General features: G+C 69.3%; 19 protein-coding genes and 1 riboswitch. Of the genes, 8 read left to right on the top strand and 11 right to left on the bottom strand.

Annotation, left to right across the window (positions count from 1 at the left end):
- The first annotated feature begins 227 nt into the window (after positions 1 to 227).
- Complete coding sequence (gene nagB / locus ACFZDA_RS32125; protein ID WP_391088490.1) at positions 228 to 1,013, top strand: glucosamine-6-phosphate deaminase; 786 nt, start codon at positions 228 to 230, stop codon at positions 1,011 to 1,013.
- Between the two features lie 176 nt (positions 1,014 to 1,189).
- Here the strand turns inward: nagB and ACFZDA_RS32130 are convergent, their stop codons facing one another.
- The 6 genes from ACFZDA_RS32130 to ACFZDA_RS32155 all read right to left on the bottom strand — a co-directional run bounded on the left by ACFZDA_RS32130 (position 1,190) and on the right by ACFZDA_RS32155 (position 6,744).
- A complete protein-coding gene (locus tag ACFZDA_RS32130; RefSeq protein ID WP_391088492.1) occupies positions 1,190 to 1,732 on the bottom strand; it encodes a hypothetical protein in 543 nt (180 codons plus the stop codon).
- Entirely contained in the window at positions 1,729 to 1,977 is a 249-nt protein-coding gene (locus tag ACFZDA_RS32135) for a helix-turn-helix transcriptional regulator (protein WP_010047561.1), read from the bottom strand. The genes ACFZDA_RS32130 and ACFZDA_RS32135 overlap by 4 nt, the downstream gene beginning before the upstream one ends.
- Positions 1,978 to 2,019: 42 nt before the next feature.
- Positions 2,020 to 3,555 carry a glycoside hydrolase family 3 N-terminal domain-containing protein gene (locus ACFZDA_RS32140; protein ID WP_391088493.1) on the bottom strand — a complete coding sequence of 512 codons (1,536 nt, stop codon included), beginning with the start codon at positions 3,553 to 3,555 and terminating at the stop codon, positions 2,020 to 2,022.
- 9 nt (positions 3,556 to 3,564) lie between these two features.
- Positions 3,565 to 4,404, bottom strand: a complete 840-nt coding sequence (locus ACFZDA_RS32145; RefSeq protein WP_391088495.1) for an ABC transporter permease subunit — start codon at positions 4,402 to 4,404, stop codon at positions 3,565 to 3,567.
- Complete coding sequence (locus ACFZDA_RS32150; protein WP_391088496.1) at positions 4,401 to 5,387, bottom strand: ABC transporter permease subunit; 987 nt, start codon at positions 5,385 to 5,387, stop codon at positions 4,401 to 4,403. Before ACFZDA_RS32150 ends, ACFZDA_RS32145 begins: the two co-directional genes overlap by 4 nt.
- Positions 5,388 to 5,460: 73 nt before the next feature.
- Positions 5,461 to 6,744 (bottom strand): extracellular solute-binding protein, encoded by a 1,284-nt coding sequence (locus ACFZDA_RS32155; protein WP_391088498.1) that lies wholly within the window; start codon positions 6,742 to 6,744, stop codon positions 5,461 to 5,463.
- Positions 6,745 to 7,053: 309 nt separating this feature from the next.
- On the opposite strand from ACFZDA_RS32155, the gene ACFZDA_RS32160 reads away from it, so the two are divergent.
- From ACFZDA_RS32160 to ACFZDA_RS32185, 6 genes are all read left to right on the top strand, one after another.
- Complete coding sequence (locus tag ACFZDA_RS32160) at positions 7,054 to 7,818, top strand: UTRA domain-containing protein (RefSeq protein WP_391088500.1); 765 nt, start codon at positions 7,054 to 7,056, stop codon at positions 7,816 to 7,818.
- A 156-nt stretch (positions 7,819 to 7,974) separates the two neighbouring features.
- Positions 7,975 to 8,241 (top strand): DUF3311 domain-containing protein, encoded by a 267-nt coding sequence (locus ACFZDA_RS32165; protein WP_391088502.1) that lies wholly within the window; start codon positions 7,975 to 7,977, stop codon positions 8,239 to 8,241.
- A complete protein-coding gene (gene mctP, locus ACFZDA_RS32170) occupies positions 8,238 to 9,866 on the top strand; it encodes a monocarboxylate uptake permease MctP (protein WP_391088504.1) in 1,629 nt (542 codons plus the stop codon). Before ACFZDA_RS32165 ends, mctP begins: the two co-directional genes overlap by 4 nt.
- Positions 9,867 to 9,937: 71 nt before the next feature.
- Entirely contained in the window at positions 9,938 to 10,444 is a 507-nt protein-coding gene (locus ACFZDA_RS32175) for a GNAT family N-acetyltransferase (protein WP_391088506.1), read from the top strand.
- A gap of 77 nt (positions 10,445 to 10,521) precedes the next feature.
- Positions 10,522 to 10,604: riboswitch (cobalamin riboswitch) on the top strand.
- A gap of 145 nt (positions 10,605 to 10,749) precedes the next feature.
- Positions 10,750 to 13,107, top strand: coding sequence for a ribonucleoside-diphosphate reductase subunit alpha (locus ACFZDA_RS32180; protein WP_391088508.1), 2,358 nt, complete (start codon positions 10,750 to 10,752; stop codon positions 13,105 to 13,107).
- Positions 13,107 to 14,120, top strand: a complete 1,014-nt coding sequence (locus tag ACFZDA_RS32185) for a ribonucleotide-diphosphate reductase subunit beta (protein WP_391088510.1) — start codon at positions 13,107 to 13,109, stop codon at positions 14,118 to 14,120. Before ACFZDA_RS32180 ends, ACFZDA_RS32185 begins: the two co-directional genes overlap by 1 nt.
- Here ACFZDA_RS32185 and ACFZDA_RS32190 read toward each other — a convergent pair.
- Positions 14,033 to 14,275 carry a hypothetical protein gene (locus ACFZDA_RS32190; RefSeq protein ID WP_391088512.1) on the bottom strand — a complete coding sequence of 81 codons (243 nt, stop codon included), beginning with the start codon at positions 14,273 to 14,275 and terminating at the stop codon, positions 14,033 to 14,035. The genes ACFZDA_RS32185 and ACFZDA_RS32190 overlap by 88 nt on opposite strands.
- A 93-nt stretch (positions 14,276 to 14,368) precedes the next feature.
- Here ACFZDA_RS32190 and ACFZDA_RS32195 point away from each other — a divergent pair, with 93 nt between their 5' ends.
- On the top strand, positions 14,369 to 15,331 hold the full coding sequence (locus tag ACFZDA_RS32195; RefSeq protein WP_391088514.1) for a helix-turn-helix domain-containing protein: 963 nt from the start codon (positions 14,369 to 14,371) through the stop codon (positions 15,329 to 15,331).
- An 11-nt stretch (positions 15,332 to 15,342) separates the two neighbouring features.
- Here ACFZDA_RS32195 and ACFZDA_RS32200 read toward each other — a convergent pair whose 3' ends face one another.
- The 4 genes from ACFZDA_RS32200 to ACFZDA_RS32215 form a co-directional block, all read right to left on the bottom strand.
- Positions 15,343 to 16,713: a cytochrome P450 gene (locus tag ACFZDA_RS32200; RefSeq protein WP_391088516.1), complete on the bottom strand. Its 1,371-nt coding sequence runs from the start codon at positions 16,711 to 16,713 to the stop codon at positions 15,343 to 15,345.
- Entirely contained in the window at positions 16,710 to 17,795 is a 1,086-nt protein-coding gene (cyc1, locus tag ACFZDA_RS32205) for an epi-isozizaene synthase (RefSeq protein WP_391088518.1), read from the bottom strand. The genes ACFZDA_RS32200 and cyc1 overlap by 4 nt, the downstream gene beginning before the upstream one ends.
- A 281-nt stretch (positions 17,796 to 18,076) precedes the next feature.
- Positions 18,077 to 18,727, bottom strand: a complete 651-nt coding sequence (def, locus tag ACFZDA_RS32210) for a peptide deformylase (RefSeq protein WP_391088520.1) — start codon at positions 18,725 to 18,727, stop codon at positions 18,077 to 18,079.
- A gap of 115 nt (positions 18,728 to 18,842) precedes the next feature.
- Positions 18,843 to 19,823, bottom strand: coding sequence for a tetratricopeptide repeat protein (locus tag ACFZDA_RS32215; RefSeq protein ID WP_391088653.1), 981 nt, complete (start codon positions 19,821 to 19,823; stop codon positions 18,843 to 18,845).
- Positions 19,824 to 19,919 lie beyond the last annotated feature (96 nt).

Genomic DNA, 19,919 nt, shown 5'->3' on the forward strand with positions numbered 1-19,919 from the left:
TGGGCGGATGCAGCTCCCATTCCACTCCCCCGCACCGCGGAACGGCGACGCGGGGCCGGTGTTGTTCACCTGCGGGAGACCTGCCCGGCACCGGCCGGCGGCCCCTGCGGGACCGGCGGCCTTCACCCTGGGAGCAGCGTCCCCGCTCTGTTAGATTGGTCTAAACCACACGGCCCCTTCCGGGTCCGGTCCCAGTTGAGCATCCCTCTCAGATCGGCAGGCCCAGCGTGGAAGTTGTCATCGTTCCGGACGCCAAGGCGGGCGGCGAGCTCATCGCCGAGGCCATGGCTCAGCTGCTCCGGCGCAAGCCCGGCGCCCTGCTCGGCGTGGCGACCGGCTCGACGCCGCTGCCCGTGTACGAAGCGCTGGCGGCCAAGGTGCGCTCCGGTGCCGTGGACGTCACGCGGGCGCGGATAGCGCAGCTCGACGAGTACGTGGGGCTGCCCGCCGACCATCCGGAGTCGTACCGCTCGGTGCTGCGGCGCGAGGTGCTGGAGCCGCTCGGTATCGGGATGGACCAGTTCACGGGGCCGGACGGCACGGCCGCAGACGTGCAGGGCGCGTGCGAGGCGTACGACAAGGCGCTCGCGGACGCCGGAGGTGTGGACCTTCAGCTGCTCGGGATCGGGACCGACGGGCACATAGGGTTCAACGAGCCGTGTTCGTCGCTGGCCTCGCGGACGCGGATCAAGACGCTCACCGAGCAGACCCGGATCGACAACGCCCGTTTCTTCGACGGCGATATCGACCAGGTGCCGCACCACGTGATCACCCAGGGCATCGGCACCATCCTGGAGGCCCGGCACCTGGTGCTGCTCGCCACCGGCGAAGGCAAGGCGGACGCGGTCGCGGCGACGGTGGAGGGACCGGTCGCCGCGGTGTGCCCCGCGTCCGCGCTCCAACTCCACCCGCATGCGACCGTCGTGGTCGACGAGGCCGCCGCGTCGAAGCTGAAGCTGGCGGACTACTTCCGGCACACGTACGCCAACAAGCCGCAGTGGCAGGGGATCTAGGTGTGCTGTTCGGGGACGTTGGTGACAGGCGACACGCCTTGAGTGGTCCTTGAACGGAGCGAGGGCCTCTGGGTTCGGTGCGGAGGGTCATGTGGCGGAGCCACCTGGCCCTGCGCACCGTGCGGCGAGCGTGCGTGCCGGGCGTCGCGACGCTGCGGAGATCCACCAGAAGGGCCCTAGGGGAGCGCCCCCGCTTCCAGGGCCTCGTCGTCGGTCGGCTCGTCCTGAGCCCGCAGGCCGGCCACCCACAGCGGCATGACCCAGTGGACGACGAGAACGGCGATGATCAGGGGTGCGGCGTAGGCCTTCGGGGCGTCGCCATCGACGCCGCCCGTGATCAGCAGGGCGATCGCCGCCGCGGACAGGAGCAGGGTCGTCATGCGGTGGGCCCGGGCCAGGACGCGGCTGCGTTCCGCCGACTGCCGCTCGTCCAGTACGTGTTCGCGCAGTTCCAGCAGGCCCCGGGTGGCGCCGTTGATGACGCCGGTCGCGACCATCCAGGGAAGCAGCAGCACCGCCATCGCGGCGACGGGCCACAGCGGCTCGCCCTCGGCGAGGAAGAAGTGGGTCATCAGTGCGCCGATGGCCACGGTGAGGGTGATGTGCGCGGCGACCGCCAGGCGCCGGCGTGCCGCCGTGGCGTACCAGGCCTGGCCGCGGCGGTCGTTCATGAGCCGCAGCATCCTCCGGTCGTAGCGGGTCAGGCGTGTCGTGGTCAAGGCTGGTTCCTCCCGTAGACCTCGTCCGTGAGCGGCCGGAACGGTTCGAGGGAGAACAGGGCCTCGACCGGCAGATCGAAGAACTTCGAGATCCTCAGTGCCAGGTCGAGGCTCGGGTTGTACTGCCCTCGCTCGATGTAGCCGATGGTCTGGTAGTGGGCTCCCACTGCCTCGGCCAGGCTCTGGCGCGACACCTTCCGTTCGGCGCGCACCACGGCCAACCTGTTGTGCACCTGCTCGCTCATGTATAAGAAGTACTATATTCGGAGGTAGCTTTACAACCAGCTTTACAACCCGGTGATCACCTCGGCCGCAGCCCGGCCGCAGACGCGGGCCGCGCCGTGGGTGGCGATGTGCAGGGCTCCTCGGGGTGCGGCCTGGGGGACGCCCATTTCGACCACGATGGTGTCGGGGCGGGCGGCCAGCAGGGTGTCGAGGGCCGAGGCCATCCAGGGGTGGCGGTGTTCGTCGCGGACGACGGCGACGATGCGGCGCGGACCGGCGGCCTGAAGTGCCGCCCGTCCGGCGCTCTGGCCGGCACCGGGGCCACTCTCCTTGCCGTCCTCCGCCGAGAAGCTGCCCGTCACCGTGCCGGGCAGGAGGTGGACGAGTTCGGCGGCGATGCCCCAGGGGGTCTCGTCGCCCACCGCGATGTTGGCGACGGGGGTGAGGGCGGCGACGTAGGGCGGTTCGGTGAGGGGCTTGAAGGTCTCCGGGCTCCCCAGGCCAGGGGCGACGGTGACCGTGAGGGCGCGGCGGGCGGCGTGCAGGCCGATCTCGCTGCCGTGGGTCTCCTCGGACGCGCGGCCGGCCGTGCTCGCCCAGCGGGCCAGCGCCCGGACCCGGTCCGCGGCCTCGGCCAGGCGTTCCTCGGGCAGTTCGCCCACGCGTACGGCCGTGACCAGGGCGTCGCGCAGGCGCCGTACGGTCGCGTCGTCGGCCAGGCCGCCGCCCACGCAGATCGCGTCGGCACCGGCGGCGACGGCCAGGACGCTGCCGCGTTCGATGCCGTAGGTGCCCGCGATGGCCCGCATCTCCATGCCGTCGGTGACGATGAGGCCGTCGTAGCCGAGTTCGCCGCGCAGCAGCCCGTTCAGGATGCGGCGGGAGAGGGTGGCCGGGCGGTCGGGGTCCAGGGCCGGGACCAGGATGTGGGCGCTCATCACGGCCCGGCTGCCGGCGGCGATGGCCGCGCGGAACGGGGTCAGTTCACGGTCGGTCAGCACGTCCGCGGGGACGTCGATGCGCGGGAGGGCGTGGTGGGAGTCGACGGCCGTGTCGCCGTGGCCCGGGAAGTGCTTGGTGCAGGCGGCGACTCCGGCCGACTGCAGGCCGGTCACATAGGCGGCGGTGTGCCGGGCGGCGAGGCCGGTGTCGGCGCCGAAGGAGCGGACGCCGATCACCGGGTTGCGCGGGTCGGAGTTCACATCGGCGGAGGGAGCCCAGTTGAGGTTCACGCCGCAGGACGCGAGACGGCGGCCCAGTTCGTGGGCGACCTCTCGCGTCAGCTCCACGTCGTCCACCGCGCCGAGGGCGTGGTTGCCCGGGAAGGAGGAGCCGGTCCGCACCTCCAGGCGCGTCACGTCACCGCCTTCCTCGTCGATCGCGACCAGGACGTCGCCGCGCTCGGCCCGCAGCCGGGCGGTCAGCTCGGCCAGTTGGCCGGGCGAGGCGATGTTGCGGCCGAACAGGCCGACGGAGGCGAGGCCCTCGCCGAGCCGGCGCAGCAGCCAGTCGGGGGCGGTGGTTCCGGTGAAGCCGGGCTGGAGGACCGTCAGGGCGTCACGCGTGAGCGTGTCGGTACCGCCGGCGAGTGTCGTCATGGGGTGGGGTCATCCCTTCACGGCGCCCGCGGTCAGGCCCGCGGCCATCTTGCGCTGGACGAGGAGGAAGAGGGCGACGATCGGCACGGCCATCATCGTGGCGCCGGCCATCATCGGGGCGTATTCGGTGCCGTGTTTGGTGGTGAAGTTGCCGAGCCACACGGTCGCGGTCTGGTTCTTCTGGCTGAGCAGCATCAGGGCGTACAGGTACTCGTTCCAGGCCTGGATGAAGCCGTAGACCGAGGTGGCGACCATGCCGGGGGCCAGGAGGGGGAAGACGACCCGGAGGAAGGCGCCCGTGCGGGAGCAGCCGTCGACCATGGCCGCCTCCTCCAGTTCCTTCGGGATGTTGACGATGAAGCCCCGCAGCGTCCACACGGTGAACGGGAGGATGAAGGTCAGGTACGTGATGATGAGGCCCGTCAGCCGGTCGTACTGGCCAAGGTCGTTGAGCAGCAGGAACACCGGGATGATCATGGCGACGAGCGGGACCATCTGGACGGCGAGGATGCCCACGATCACGATCTTGCGGCCGCGGAAGGCGAACCGGGAGATGGCGAGCGCGGCCAGCAGCCCCACGGCCATGCCGATGACGACCACCGCCAGCGACACCACCATGCTGCGGCCCACCGGGCCCCAGAAGTCGGCGATGTCCAGCGCCCGGCCGAAGTTGGCGAAGGTGATGCCGGTCGGCAGCAGGCTCGGGTCCGGGTCGATGGCGTCCTCCGCGGGCTTGAACGCCGTGTTGAGCATCCAGTAGAGCGGGAAGCCGGCGGTGACGAAGACCAGGAGGCCGAGGACGTTCCACCAGAGCTTCGGCGCCCGGCGGCCGGTCAGGGTGCTGCTCATTCGACCTCTCCGATCTTCAGCATCTGCCGCATGTAGACGGCGACCACGCCGAGCAGCAGCAGGACGGTGATCAGCGCGATGGCCGAGCCCTGGGCGTAGTCGTTGACCACGAACGCCCGGTCGTAGGAGTAGGTGTTGAGGACCTGGAACTCCGGCTCGGGGTGGCCGCCCCGCATCACGAACACCTGGGGGAAGACGCCCATGTCCCAGATGACCGACAGGGTCGTGAGCATCACGATGATCGGCTTGAGGACGGGCAGGGTGACATAGCGGAAGACGCCCCAGGCACCGGCGCCGTCCAGGCGGGCCGCCTCCTCCAGTTCCTTCGGGACCTGGGTGAGACCCGCGCTGAGCGTGATGACGACGAACGGCACGGCTCCCCACACCACCAGCAGCATGATCACGGCCAGGCCCTCGGGCCCGCTCGCGAACCAGTTGTGGCCGATCATCTCGACGCCGGGCAGCTTGCTGAGCAGCGCGTTGAACACGCCGTAGTCCGAGTCGAAGAGCCACTTGAAGACCGTGGTCGCCACGATCACGGGCATGCCCCAGCTCGCCACCAGCACGATGTTGATGAGCACCTTCAGCCAGCCGGACACCCGCTGGAGCAGCAGGGCGATCGCCATGCCGAACACCATCGTGGAGACGACGGCCCCGGCGGCGAAGAGGATCGTGCGGACGACGACGGTCCAGAACTCGCCGTCTCCCAGCACGTTCGCGAAGTTGTCGAACCCGACCGACTCGGCCGGCTGGAAGCCCCACAGCTGGGACTGCCCGAACCTCTGGAAGGACAGGGTGACCAGCCGGGCCAGCGGATAGCCCATGACCAGGGCGAGGATCAGCAGGCAGGGCGCGAGCAGCAGCCAGGGGACCGCGGTCCCGCCCGGCGGCCGTCTCACCCGTGGCGGTTCGCCGGCGGGAGGTGGCGGTGCCTGCCGCGGTGGCGGCACCTTGGCGGGGGTGGTGGTGTCTGCGGCACTCATCGCGCGCTCCTCGGCGGTCCCTCAGGTCTTGACGACGGCGGGGCTCCGCCCATGAGGGAGCCCCGCGCGAAGATCACTTCGTGTTGATGACCTTGTCGATCGCGGCGTCCGCCTCCTTGGCGGCGCCCTCGACCGACTTCTTGCCGGTGCCGATGCTCTGGAGCATGGTCTGGAGGATCTGCGCCTTCTCGACCTGGCCCCAGCCGGGGGCCATCGGGACGAACCAGCTGGACTCGGCCGCGGTGGCGGGGACGGCCGTCTTCGGGTCGTTCTTCAGCCTCGCGAGGTCGGTCTTGTTGTTGGGCAGGTTGCCCTTGGCCATCAGGCCCTTCTGGCCGGAGGACCCGGTGAACGCGTTGATCCACTCGGCGGCCAGGGCCTGCGCGTCGGACTTCACGGGCACGACGAGATCGGAGCCACCCAGGAAGACGGGCATGTTCTTGCCGGACGGGCCGGGCATCACGAAGTTCTCGAGGTTGCCCTTGAGCTTGCCGGTCTTGTCGTTCTTGGGGTCCTCGGCGGTCGCGCCCTCCCAGGCGGCGGCGAAGATCATGGCGGACTTGCCCTGACCGTAGACGATGTAGCGGTCGGACTCGTCCTTGGTCTTGTCGCCGTGCATGTAGGAGTCGACGACGTTCTTGAACTCCTTGAGGCCCTTGAGGGACTCGTGTGAGGAGAGGGAGGCCTTCCACTGGCCGCCGGACTCGGTGGCGATGGCGCCGCCGGCGTCGTAGACGAAGGACATGGCCGCGTACCAGTCGCGGGTCGGCTGGTACCAGGCGCTGAACTTGCCGCCCTGCTTCTTCTGGATCTTGTCCAGGGCGGTGGTGAGTTCCTTGTACGTCTTCGGGGGCGTCTTCACACCGACCGAAGCGGCCACGTCCTTACGCCAGTTGGCGACCCGGCCGCCGGCGTAGTAGGGGACGCCGTAGGTCTTGCCCTGGTAGGTCACCGAGGCCTTGAGGCCGTCCAGCCAGGCGTCCGAGCTGTCGAACTCGCCCGCGTCGAGGGGGGCGAAGGCGCCCTTGACCATGTAGCCGAGCATCTCGGTGTTGCCCATCTCGACCACGTCGGGGGCCTTGTCGGTGGCGAGGACGGCGTCGAGCTTGGCGTTCTTGTCGGGCCAGCCGTAGTACTCGTGGTTGATCTTCAGGCCGGGGTGCTTCTTCTGCACGGCGGCGTCGGCGGCCTTGACCAGCTCCGGCCAGTTGTTCTGCGCGTCGACGGTGAGCCAGACGGTCAGCTCCTTGGCGTCCGCGCCCTTGTCGGGACCCCCGCTGCCGCCCTCGCCGCCGCACGCCGCGATGGAGACCATCATGCCCGCGATACCGATCGCGGATATCAGCTTGCGCTTCACGCCACCCTCCTCAGGGATGCCACCGACCCCCTGCTCCCCGCGTTCGTGGGGCCAGGACCCTGGACCAATGGTGTAGACCAGTAGGGGGAGCTTGGACCAGACCAGTAGGCCTGTCAAGAGTCCGGAATAAGCTCTGACCAGCCGTTATGCGACCTACATATGCAGGAACCTTTAAGTAAGAACCCGGCGAAAACCCGGCGGGGCGCGGCATACTCCAGGTAGACCATTGGGAGTTGTGGACTAGACCAAAAGCGGCGCCGACGGTATACAAGTGAGATCGTGTCGGCATAGAAGCCGGGAAGGCGGAGCATGAGCACCGACATCAGCAGTGCGGAGAACGAGAGCGGGGCGCCCGTCCGCACCGCACGCGTGCCCAAGTACTACCGCCTGAAGAAGCACCTGCTCGACATGACCGAGACCCAGGCGCCCGGCACGCCGGTCCCGCCCGAGCGCACCCTGGCGGCGGAGTTCGACACCTCACGCACGACCGTGCGCCAGGCGCTCCAGGAACTGGTCGTCGAGGGCCGGCTGGAGCGCATCCAGGGCAAGGGCACGTTCGTCGCCAAGCCGAAGGTCTCGCAGGCGCTGCAACTGACCTCGTACACCGAGGACATGCGCGCCCAGGGTCTCGAACCCACCTCGCAGCTCCTGGACATCGGCTACATCACCGCCGACGACCGCCTCGCCGGACTCCTCGACATCACGGCCGGCGGACGGGTGCTGCGCATCGAGCGGCTGCGCATGGCCAACGGCGAGCCGATGGCCATCGAGACCACCCACCTGAGCGCGAAGCGCTTCCCGGCCCTGCGCCGGTCCCTGGTGAAGTACACGTCCCTCTACACCGCGCTCGCCGAGGTCTACGACGTCCATCTCGCGGAGGCCGAGGAGACCATCGAGACCTCGCTGGCCACCCCGCGCGAGGCCGGTCTGCTCGGCACGGACGTCGGCCTGCCGATGCTGATGCTCTCCCGCCACTCGCTGGACCGGGAAGGTCAGCCGGTGGAGTGGGTGCGGTCGGTGTACCGGGGGGACCGCTACAAGTTCGTGGCACGTCTGAAGCGGCCCCAGGAGTAGGGCGCGCGGGGCGGTGCGACGGCCGCTGAGGGGCGCTGTGAAGAGCAGGTTTCTTTTGGGTACCGCATTGCGGACGAGGGGTTCCGCTGCCGCCACACCCTGACCTAGATTGCCTGCGCATTACACAGGTGATCACTGAGGGGACGGAGCCGCCTGATGTCGCAAGCCCCAGAAGCCAGCAGAGAGCCGACGGTGACGCCGATGCGCGTCGTCATCGCCCTCTGCCTCATAGCGCCCTTCGTGGCCATGCTGTGGGTCGGCTCGTACGCCAAGACGGACCCGGCCTTCATCGGCATCCCGTTCTTCTACTGGTACCAGATGGCGTGGGTGCTGATCTCCACCGCGCTGACGATGATCGCCTACAAGCTGTGGCAGCGTGACCAGCGCGCCCGCTCTGCCGCGAAGGGCGGTGCGTCGCAGTGAACGACGGCGTGAACGGCGTCGCACTCGCCGTCTTCATCTTCTTCTTCCTGGCCGTCACGGTCATGGGCTTCCTGGCCGCGCGCTGGCGCAAGGCCGAGAACGAGCACAGCCTGGACGAATGGGGTCTGGGCGGCCGCTCGTTCGGCACCTGGATCACCTGGTTCCTGCTCGGCGGCGACCTGTACACGGCGTACACCTTCGTGGCCGTGCCGGCGGCGATCTACGCGGCGGGCGCGGCCGGCTTCTTCGCGGTGCCCTACACGATCCTCGTCTACCCGCTGATCTTCACGTTCCTGCCCCGCCTGTGGTCGGTCTCGCACAAGCACGGGTACGTGACGACGTCCGACTTCGTGCGCGGCCGGTTCGGCTCCAAGGGCCTGTCGCTGGCGGTGGCCGTGACCGGCATCCTGGCCACGATGCCGTACATCGCGCTCCAACTGGTCGGCATCCAGGCCGTGCTGGACGTGATGGGCGTCGGCGGCGGCGAGAACACCAACTGGTTCATCAAGGACCTGCCCCTGCTGATCGCCTTCGGCGTGCTGGCGGCGTACACGTACTCGTCGGGTCTGCGGGCGCCTGCGCTGATCGCGTTCGTGAAGGACACCCTGATCTACATCGTCATCGCGGTGGCGATCATCTACATCCCGATCAAGCTGGGCGGCTTCGACGACATCTTCGCCAAGGCGGGCGACGCGTTCAGCCAGACCAACCCGGCGACGGGCGCGCCGCGCGGTGCGCTCACGCCGCCGGAGGCGGGGCAGTGGACGTACGCCACGCTCGCGCTGGGCTCCGCGCTGGCGCTGTTCATGTACCCGCACTCGATCACGGCGACGCTGTCCTCGAAGAGCCGTGACGTGATCCGCCGCAACACCACGATCCTGCCGCTGTACTCGCTGATGCTGGGCCTGCTCGCGCTGCTCGGCTTCATGGCGATCGCGGCCGGGATCAAGGTGCAGAACGGGCAGTTGGCGATCCCGCAGCTGTTCGAGACCATGTTCCCGGACTGGTTCGCGGGCGTGGCCTTCGCGGCGATCGGCATCGGCGCCCTGGTCCCGGCGGCCATCATGTCCATCGCGGCCGCGAACCTCTTCACCCGCAACATCTACAAGGACTTCATCAAGCCCGACGCGACGCCCGCGCAGGAGACCAAGGTCTCCAAGCTGGTCTCGCTGCTGGTGAAGGTGGGCGCGCTGGCCTTCGTCCTCACCATGGACAAGACGGTCGCCATCAACTTCCAGCTGCTGGGCGGCATCTGGATCCTGCAGACCTTCCCGGCCCTGGTGGGCGGCCTGTTCACCCGCTGGTTCCACCGCTGGGCGCTGCTCGCGGGCTGGGCGGTCGGCATGGTCTACGGCACGGTCGCCGCGTACGGGGTCGCCTCGCCGACCCAGAAGCACTTCGGTGGCTCCTCGAAGGAGATCCCGGGCATCGGCGAGATCGGCTACATCGGCCTCACGGCGTTCGTCCTGAACGTCGTCGTCACCGTCGTCCTGACCTTCGTCCTGAGGGCCCTGAAGGCCCCCGACGGCATCGACGAGACCAAGCCGGAGGACTACACGGCGGACGCGGGCGACCCGGGCGTCCAGGTGGAGCTTCCGCCGGCGACGGCGGGCAGCTCGCACTGACGCGCAGGTGACAACGGGCCGCCGGTGAAAACCGGCGGCCCGTTGTCATACCCGTCCGCCACACTCGGACCATGGACATCCTCATCCGGCGGGTGAATCCCGCCGAACACGACGCCCTCGGCGAGATCACCGCCCAGGCCTACCTGAAGGACGGCCTCCTCGACTTCGGGGAGAGCGACGGATACCTCCGCGAACTCAGGGACGTGGCCAAGCGGGCCGCCGCCGCGGACGTCCTGGTGGCCACCCGGGGCGAACAGCTCCTCGGCGGCGTCACCTTCGTCCCCGCCGGCGGCCCCATGGCCGACATCGCCCGGCCCGGGGAGGCCGAGATACGGATGCTCGCCGTCGCCCACGAGGCCCGCGGCCGCGGCGCCGGAGAGGCCCTCGTCCGCGCCTGCGTCGACCGCGCCCGGGCGACGGACGGCTGCGTCCGCGTCGTCCTGTCGACACAGCGCACCATGCACTCCGCCCACCGCATCTACGAACGCCTCGGCTTCGTCCGTGTCCCGGAGCGCGACTGGAACCCCATACCGGAGCTCGCCGACATCACTCTCCTCACCTACGAGTTGACGCTGTGAAACCGCCGCGACACTACATCTAGGGGTGCTTTCGCCACCCGGCACAAGATGTATGCTCATGCTCGCTGTCGCCGCAGGGGAATCCGGTGCGAATCCGGAACTGTCCCGCAACGGTGTACCCATGCCTTCTTATGCCCGCATGGGAGTCAGTCCGAGGACCTGCCGACAGCGCGCCCGGCCGCCCGGCCGGTGCGCCCTGACGTCCGGGCCTCGCGGAATGGGCCGGTGGACGCGACGCCGCGTGCGCTCGCGTGCTGCCCCCTGCCCTGCGTGAGGCCCCCGTGCCGAGCGAGGGAGAGCCCCACGTGACCATCGCGCCAGCCGATCCGGTCTCAGCCGCGGAAAAAGAGCACGACGGTCCCGGTGCCGCGCTGCTGCGGACCCTGACCGAGCTGACCGCCGACCTGCCCGACGCCGACCCCGGCCGGGTCGCCGCCGCCGCTCTGCGCGGCCGCTCCGCGCGGGCCGACGAGTCGGAGTTGCGCGAGCTGGCGACCGAGGCGGCCGCCGGCCTCATCTCCGAGGATCCCGCCTACTCCCGGCTGGCCGCGCGCCTGCTGACGATCGGGATCCGCGCCGAGGCCGCCTCGCAGGGCGTCACCTGCTTCACCGAGTCCGTGACGGTCGGGCACCGGGAGGGCCTCATCGCCGACCGGACCGCCGAGTTCGTGCGCCTCCACGCCGCCCGTCTCGACGCCCTGATCGACACGGCCGCCGACGACCGCTTCGGCTACTTCGGCCTGCGCACGCTGCACAGCCGCTACCTGCTCCGGCACCCGATCACCCGCAAGGTGATCGAGACGCCCCAGCACTTCATGCTGCGCGTGGCGAGCGGCCTCGCCGAGGACGACACCACCCGAGCCCTGGACGAAGTCGCGGCTCTCTACCGGCTGATGAGCCGCCTCGACTACCTCCCCTCCTCCCCCACCCTCTTCAACTCCGGCACGCGCCACCCCCAGATGTCGTCCTGCTACCTCCTCGACTCCCCCAGGGACGAGCTGGACTCGATCTACGACCGCTACCACCAGGTGGCGCGGCTGTCGAAGCACGCCGGCGGCATCGGCATCGCCTACTCCCGGATCCGCGCCCGGGGTTCGCTGATCCGCGGCACCAACGGCCACTCCAACGGCATCGTGCCGTTCCTGAAGACCCTCGACGCCTCGGTCGCCGCCGTGAACCAGGGCGGCCGCCGCAAGGGCGCCGCCGCGGTCTACCTGGAGACCTGGCACTCCGACATCGAGGAGTTCCTGGAGCTGCGCGACAACACCGGCGAGGACGCCCGCCGCACGCACAACCTGAACCTCGCCCACTGGGTGCCCGACGAGTTCATGCGGCGCGTGAACGCCGACGCGCCGTGGTCGCTGTTCTCCCCCTCGGACGTGCCCGAACTGGTCGACCTGTGGGGCGAGGAGTTCGACGCCGCGTACCGGGCGGCCGAGGCCAAGGGCCTGGCGAAGAAGACCCTGCCCGCGCGCGAGCTCTACGGCCGCATGATGCGCACCCTCGCGCAGACCGGCAACGGCTGGATGACCTTCAAGGACGCCGCCAACCGCACCGCCAACCAGACGGCCGAGCCAGGCCATGTCGTCCACTCCTCCAACCTCTGCACGGAGATCCTGGAGGTCACCAGCGACGGGGAGACGGCGGTCTGCAACCTGGGGTCGGTCAATCTGGGTTCATTTGTCGACACATCGACCGGTGGCCTCGACTGGGAACGGCTGGACCAGACCGTCCGGACGGCCGTCACGTTCCTCGACCGGGTCGTGGACATCAACTTCTACCCGACCGAGCAGGCGGGCCGTTCCAACGCCCGGTGGCGCCCGGTCGGCCTCGGGGTGATGGGCCTGCAGGACGTCTTCTTCAAGCTGCGCCTGCCCTTCGACTCGCCGGAGGCCAGGCGGCTCTCCACCCGCATCGCCGAGCGGATCATGCTCGCCGCCTACGAGGCCTCGGCCGATCTCGCCGAGCGCAACGGCCCGTTGCCGGCCTGGGAGAAGACCCGTACGGCCAAGGGCGTGCTCCACCCCGACCACTACGACGTGGAGCCGACCTGGCCGGAGCGCTGGGCGGCCCTGCGCGAGCGCGTCGCCGCGACCGGCATGCGCAACTCGCTGCTCCTCGCCATCGCGCCGACGGCCACCATCGCCTCCATCGCGGGTGTGTACGAGTGCGTCGAGCCGCAGGTGTCCAACCTGTTCAAGCGCGAGACGCTGTCCGGTGAGTTCCTCCAGGTCAACTCCTACCTGGTGCAGGAGCTGAAGCGGCTCGGCGTGTGGGACGCCCGCAGCCGGGAGGCCCTGCGCGAGGCCAACGGCTCGGTGCAGGACTTCGCCTGGATCCCCGAGGACGTACGCGCCCTCTACCGCACGGCGTGGGAGATCCCGCAGCGCGGCCTGATCGACATGGCGGCGGCCAGGACCCCGTTCCTGGACCAGTCCCAGTCGCTGAACCTCTTCATGGAGACGCCGACCATCGGCAAGCTCTCCTCGATGTACGCCTACGCCTGGAAGTCCGGGCTGAAGACCACGTACTACCTGCGTTCGCGCCCGGCGACCCGCATCGCCCGCGCGGCCCAGGCCACCGTCCCCGCACAGGCCGCCCCGGACCCCGAAGCGGTCGCCTGCTCCCTGGAAAACCCCGAGTCCTGCGAGGCCTGCCAGTAATGACCACCCGTACCACGAACCTTCTCGACCCGGGCTTCGAGCTGACCCTGCGGCCCATGCGCTACCCCGACTTCTACGAGCGCTACCGGGACGCCATCAAGAACACCTGGACCGTCGAGGAGGTCGACCTCCACTCGGACGTCGCCGACCTCGCCAAGCTCTCCCCCGAGGAGCAGCACCTCATCGGCCGCCTGGTCGCCTTCTTCGCGACCGGTGACTCGATCGTCGCGAACAACCTGGTGCTGACCCTGTACAAGCACATCAACTCCCCCGAGGCGCGGCTGTATCTGAGCCGGCAGCTCTTCGAGGAGGCCGTGCACGTCCAGTTCTATCTGACGCTCCTGGACACCTACCTCCCCGACCACGACGACCGGGCGGCGGCCTTCGCGGCCGTCGAGAACATCCCCTCCATCCGCGAGAAGGCGCAGTTCTGCTTCAAGTGGATGGACTCGGTGGACCAGCTCGACCGGCTGGAGACCCAGGCCGACCGGCGCCGCTTCCTGCTGAACCTGATCTGCTTCGCCGCGTGCATCGAGGGCCTGTTCTTCTACGGTGCCTTCGCCTACGTCTACTGGTTCCGCAGCCGGGGCCTGCTGCACGGTCTGGCCACCGGCACCAACTGGGTGTTCCGCGACGAGACGATGCACATGTCGTTCGCCTTCGACGTGGTCGACACGGTCCGCAAGGAGGAGCCGGAGCTGTTCGACGACCGGCTCCGGCAGGAGGTGACGGACATGCTCCGGGAGGCCGTCGAGGCCGAGCTGCAGTTCGCGCGCGACCTGTGCGGTGACGGCCTGCCGGGCATGAACACCGAGTCGATGCGGCAGTACCTGGAGTGCGTCGCCGACCAGCGGCTCACCCGCCTGGGCTTCGCTCCGGTGTACGGCTCCGAGAACCCCTTCTCCTTCATGGAGCTCCAGGGGGTTCAGGAGCTGACCAACTTCTTCGAGCGGCGGCCCTCCGCGTACCAGGTGGCGGTGGAGGGCACCGTCGACCTGGACGAGGACTTCTGAGGCAGCTCCTCTTCGCGGGCCTGCTGGGCCTCCCTGATCTGACGGTCGACGCGCCGGTCGCGGACGATACCGATCACTGACGGGAGGACCAGGAGGACCAGCATCCCGAGGACGAAGATCATGGCGATGAGTGTCTGTACCTGGTTCGTGTCCATGGACACCACTGTCGCGCCGATGACTCCTTACCGTCAGTGGCAGCACTGCCGTAGACCCTCGAATTACTGCCACTGACGAGGCACACTGGACACATGCTCCAGAACGTGGCGGCCGTCCTCCTCGACGGCGTGAACCCCTTCGAACTGGGTGTGGTGTGCGAGGTCTTCGGCACCGACCGCAGCGACGACGGCCTGCCCGTGTACGACTTCGCGGTCGCCTCGGCCGAGGGCCCGGCGCTGCGCATGAACTCGGGCGTCTCACTCCAGGTGGAGCACGGCTTGGAGCGGCTGGAGACGGCCGACCTGATCGCGGTGCCGGCCGGGCACAGCTACGCCTCCCGTGAGTTCCCGCCGGAGCTCCTGGACGCCCTGCGGCGCGGTGTCGACCGCGGCGCCCGGGTGCTCAGCGTCTGCTCCGGCGCCTTCGTGCTGGCCGCTGCCGGGCTGCTGGACGACCGCCGCTGCGCCGTGCACTGGAAGCACGCGGACGCACTGGCCCGGCAGTACCCGCGGGCGGTCGTGGAGCCGGACGTGCTCTACGTCGACGAGGACCCGGTGATCACCTCCGCCGGCACCGCCGCCGGGATCGACGCCTGCCTGCACCTGGTGCGCAAGGAGCAGGGCTCCGAGGTCGCCAACAAGATCGCCCGGCGGATGGTGGTGCCGCCGCACCGCGACGGCGGCCAGGCCCAGTACATCGAGCGCCCGCTGCCGCACTCCGAGGCCGACACGATCGGCGAGTTGCTGGCATGGATGGAGCGGCACCTCGACGAGGAGGTCACCGTCGAGCAGTTGGCCGCCCACGCCCACATGTCCCCCCGCACCTTCGCCCGTCGCTTCCAGCAGGAGACCGGGACGACTCCCTACCGCTGGATCCTGCGCCAGCGCGTCCTGCTGGCCCAGCGGCTGCTGGAGGCGACGGACGAGACGATGGACGCGATCGCCGGCCGGACGGGGTTCGGCAACGCGGCCGCGCTGCGCCACCACTTCGTCCGGGCGGTCGGGACGACGCCGCACGCCTACCGGCGCACGTTCAGGGGCCCGGAGGCGGCCTGAGGCCGGGACTCTCACCTCGCCACCGGCCGCACCCGCAGGTCGTGCGGCCGCAGCGTGATACCGACGCGCGTGCCGTCGTTCGAGCCTGCCACCTGCTCGAAGCGGAACCTGGTGGCCAGCGCCGCCGTGATCAGCGTCAGCTGGGCCATCGAGAAGTGGTCGCTCGGGCACTTGCGGTTGCCCGTGCTGAACGGGCTCATGGCGTGCTTCGGGACGTCCTTGACCCGGTCCGGCAGCCAGCGGTCGGGGTCGAACTCCAGGTGCCGTGCGTACGACTTCGCATCGCGCTGGATCGCGTACGGGCTGTAGACGATGTCCGCCCCGGCCGGAATCCGGTATCCGCCGAGTTCCGTGTCCCGCACCGCCCGGCGCGTCAGAATCCACACGGCGGGGCGCAAACGCATGGACTCGACGACGACATTGTTGGTGTGCCTGAGCTCTCGGACGTCTCCGAATGCCACCGGCCTCCCACCGGTAACGGCTTCTACTTCGTCACGCACCCGGTCCGCGTGTTCAGGGTGTTCCGCGAGCATATGCAACAGCCACATGATCGTGGAGGCGACGGTTTCGCTGCCGGGGGTGAGGATCGCGACGACCTGGTCGTGGATCTCCTGTTCCCCGATGGGGTCGCCATTCTCGTCCGTCGCCTCCAGCAATGCCGTCAGCAAATCGTCCGGCCTTTGACCGGATGCGCGGCGCTCGGCGACGATCTCGTCCACCAGGAGATGCAAATCGGCCAAGGCCCGGTTGAATTCGCGGTTGGCCGGGAGCGGCAGCTTGTAGAGCGGTCCGAGCGGCACCACCATCCGCCGGTACATCCCGCGGAAGACGGTGGCGAGCGCGACGCACAGCCGCTCCGCCCGCTCGTCCATGAAGTCGCCGCGCAGCAGGCAGCGGGCCGCGATGCGCACGGCCACCCGGAAGGACTCGGAGGTGCAGTCGACGCTCTCGCCGGGCTTCCAGCGCTCGGTGAGCGCGTGTGCCTCCTCCTCCATGATCGGCCCGTAGGCGGGGATGGCGTCGAGCCGGAAGGCGGGCTGGATGGTGCGCCGCTGGCGGCGGTGGCGCGGGCCGTTCGCCGTGGCCACGCCCTCCTTGCCGAGCAGGCCCTCCAGGGACTCCCACAGCGGCCCGGCGATGATGAAGTCGTTGCTCAGCGCCAGCGCGCCGGTGAGCGCCGGGGTGGTGACGGCGTACACCGTCTTCGGCCCGAGCTTCAGCCGGACCACGTCGCCGTGGTCGCGCAGCCGGGACATGAACGCCAGCGGGTCACGCACCAGCTTCCAGCCGTGCCCCAGGACGGGGACACCGCCGCCCGCCCGGGACGGTTCACGCAGCTCCGCGGCCAGAGGGGCTTCGGGCTTCACGGACTCGACGGTCATTGCTCACCTGCCGCTTCGTTGTCGACGTACGGGGGCGTGGACCGGTCGTCCCAGCTGTCGACCATGTACCGGCCGGATTCGTGATGGAACCAGTAGACGGAGCTGAACCAGTTCCGCATATTGCCCAGGCAGGCCCGCACGGCGGCGCTGAGTTCCTTTCCCCGCACGGTGCCGTCGGCGAGGGAGTCGGCGAACCGTAATGCTTCCTGTTCCACGTCGAGGAATTCTGTGATGCACTGCTCGACGCGGCGCCTGACGTCCAGGACCGCCTGTTCCAAGGTCAGCCCCTCATGGATGATGAGACTGATTCCGAGATTGTGCACCTCGTCGCCCGCTATTTCCTTCGGAAGCGAGCAGAGGTCGTTGTACCAGGCGGCGAATTCCTGACTCAGCAGTGCCGCCCGCCGATATGCCGGGTGTTTCCGCACGGCGTCGGGGAGTTCGCATCCCGCGGTCGGCTCCAGCAGGTCCGTCCAGATCCAGTGGGCGAAGGTGAGCCGGCGCAGCCGGAGATATTCCTCGACCGTGGGCACGATGCCGTGCGTGCGATTGTGGAACTCCCGGTCGTAGGCGTCGATCACCGCGTGGAAGTGCCGGGCGAACCGGAGGTTCCAGGTCGCCGGCAGGAAGGCGTACAGCCGCAGCACGCTGTCCGCGAACCCCGCGACCAGTGGGTCCTCGTGGTGCAGGTGCTCCCCGGGGGAGTCGAGGGCCGAGTGCAGCCGGTCCCGCAGCCGCCGCCAGGCGACCGGGCGGCCGTGCACGATGTCGCGGTCGTGGCGGTCGTCCCAGACGAAGAACCAGGCGCTGTAGTCCGCGATCGCCTGCATCACCTCGTCGGAGGCGCCGATGTAGTACCCCGCCATGAGGTCCGTGTAGCACAGGCCATCGGCATATTCCTCCACCGTGTCCGCGGGCATGAGCCGCTTTTCGAGCAGCCAGGCCCGCGTCTTCTCCTGGCACTTCGGCCAATACGGGTGGAGTTGCCGGGGAAACGCCGCCTCGATCACCGGAAGGGAGAGCGACGGTGGAACTGCGATGGTGGTCGGTATCGATGTGGTGCCGTGTGACAAAGCATGCACGAACTAACCCCTCTCAGCCGCCAGTTGGCGCGTGCGCCCCTCCTTCCGTGCCGGGCGTGCGCCGTTGCATACCCCGCTCCTCCATTCAGCACTACAACTGACCGTTCTGGGAACGCATTTGCTTCATTCACTACCCCAAAGTGCCGGGAACCTCCCGTTGTGTGACGGGTACCCGATCACCAGGAGAGAAGAAGCGATCGAACGTGCGACGGACAGACGAACGGCGCCTGTTCAGGGTGGGAATCCCGAACAGACGCCGTGCGTCTGGTGATCGTGGGGTCTCAGTCGTTCGCGACGACCGGGTACCGGGGCTCGTTCTCGGCCATCTGCCGCAGCGCGTCCTTGCGTTCGCGCTTCGAGAGGCGGTCGATGTACAGGTAGCCGTACAGGTGGTCGGTCTCGTGCTGCAAACACCGAGCGAAGTATCCGGTGCCGCGCACCCGGATCGGGTTGCCCTTCTCGTCCTGCCCGGCCACCTCGGCGTAGTCGGGCCGGGCGAGCGGCGCGTACGCGGTCGGCACGGACAGGCAGCCCTCGTTGCTGTCGTCCAGCCGGCGCTTCTCGGCGGGCAGTTCGACGAGCTTGGGGTTGCAGACGACGCCGGTGTGCCGGACGCCCTCGTCGTCGGGGCAGTCGTAGACGAAGACCTTCAGGTCGACGCCGATCTGGTTGGCGGCCAGGCCCACACCCTCGGCCGTGCGCTGCGAGGCGAACATGTCCGCCACCAGCTGCTGCAGCTCGTCGCCGAAGTCGGTGACGTCCTTGCACTCCTTGTGCAGCACCGGGTTCCCGACCACCGTGATCGGCCGTGAGGTCCCCCGCTCCCGCCAGGCCGCCTCGCGCTCCTCGCAGTCCTCCGTGTCGATCACGTACCCCTCGTCATCGACGGGGAGCACGCCCGCGCGCTGCTGATCGGTGTCCTGCTGAGCCATGACGTTCCGTACGCCTTCCTGAACAAATCCAAGCCGGGATGCTGATACAGGGTACGGGGGAAGCAGACGTTTGGGGGCGCGGGGAACCGCGCGACCAGCCCCGACGGCGCCGCACCTAGCCAACCTCTTCGAGATCCCGCCAATCCCGGGAATCCGGGCTGTCGGCCACCCACCCGTCCAAAAGCCCCCTCACCAGCGAAGCCGGCGCAGCCAACCCGCACTCCCGCTCGGGAACCCACAGTTGCCCGTCCGTCCGGTGCCCCAGCGGCCCGGGATGTCCCGGCTCGCTGTGATCATGCGGATCGAGATGCTCCCCGTCGCCCTCATCGGACGGCATCCGTGATTCGGAACACATCCGGCACAGCAACCGCACCGAAGAGGACCAGTCCTCCGCGGCGAACCCGGCGTCCGCGGCAAGCTGCTCCAGCGCGTCCCGGTCCGCCTCGGTCGCGGCCTCCAGCAGCACGACCCAGGTCGGCACCGGCGACGGCGCCCACAACTCGATCTCGTCGAACACCGGGTACGTGTGCCCCGCGGCCGTGGTCCGCTCCCCGTGCGGCACACCGTCGTGCAGCACGACCTCACCCCAGCGCCGCCCCGACGACGGCAGCGGGATGGACAGCACCTCGATCCGCGCGGGATCCAGCCGCCGCCCCCACACGACCTCGGCCTCCCCTTCCGGGGACAGTCGTACGGCCGCGCTGCCGAGGTCCATGCCGACGGGCTCACCGGAGTCGTTGGCCGGCCCCGGCACCCGCAGCCCGTAGGCCTGCCAGGCGCGCCGGGCCAGCGGCCAGTCCTGCAGGGCGGTCGCGGCGATGCCGACGTTCCACCAGTCGGGCGCCCCGGTGTCCCGGTCGAGCAGCGCCACGGCCCTGAGGCCCGCCGCCCGTGCCTGCTCCCAGTCGTGGCGGAACTTGTGCAGCAGGGCGAGGTTGAACCAGGACTCGGACAGCCAGGGCTCCAGATCGGCGGCACGTGTCAACAATGCGCCGGCGTCCTCGTACCGGCCATCGCCGATGAGAGTGAACGCCCGGTCTGTGGCCTGCCGCCAGGAGGCGGAGGGCCGGTGCCGTCCCTTGCCGAAGATCCTCACGATTCCCGCCTGCCAGTTCCGTGCGGTGGGCTGGCCGTAGCTGTGTTTCGAGCCCCCGGACACCTTCTTCTTCGCATCCAACCACGTACGGCCTCC

Origin of the sequence: Streptomyces sp. NPDC007991 (assembly GCF_042958445.1) — a bacterium.
GTDB lineage: Bacteria > Actinomycetota > Actinomycetes > Streptomycetales > Streptomycetaceae > Streptomyces.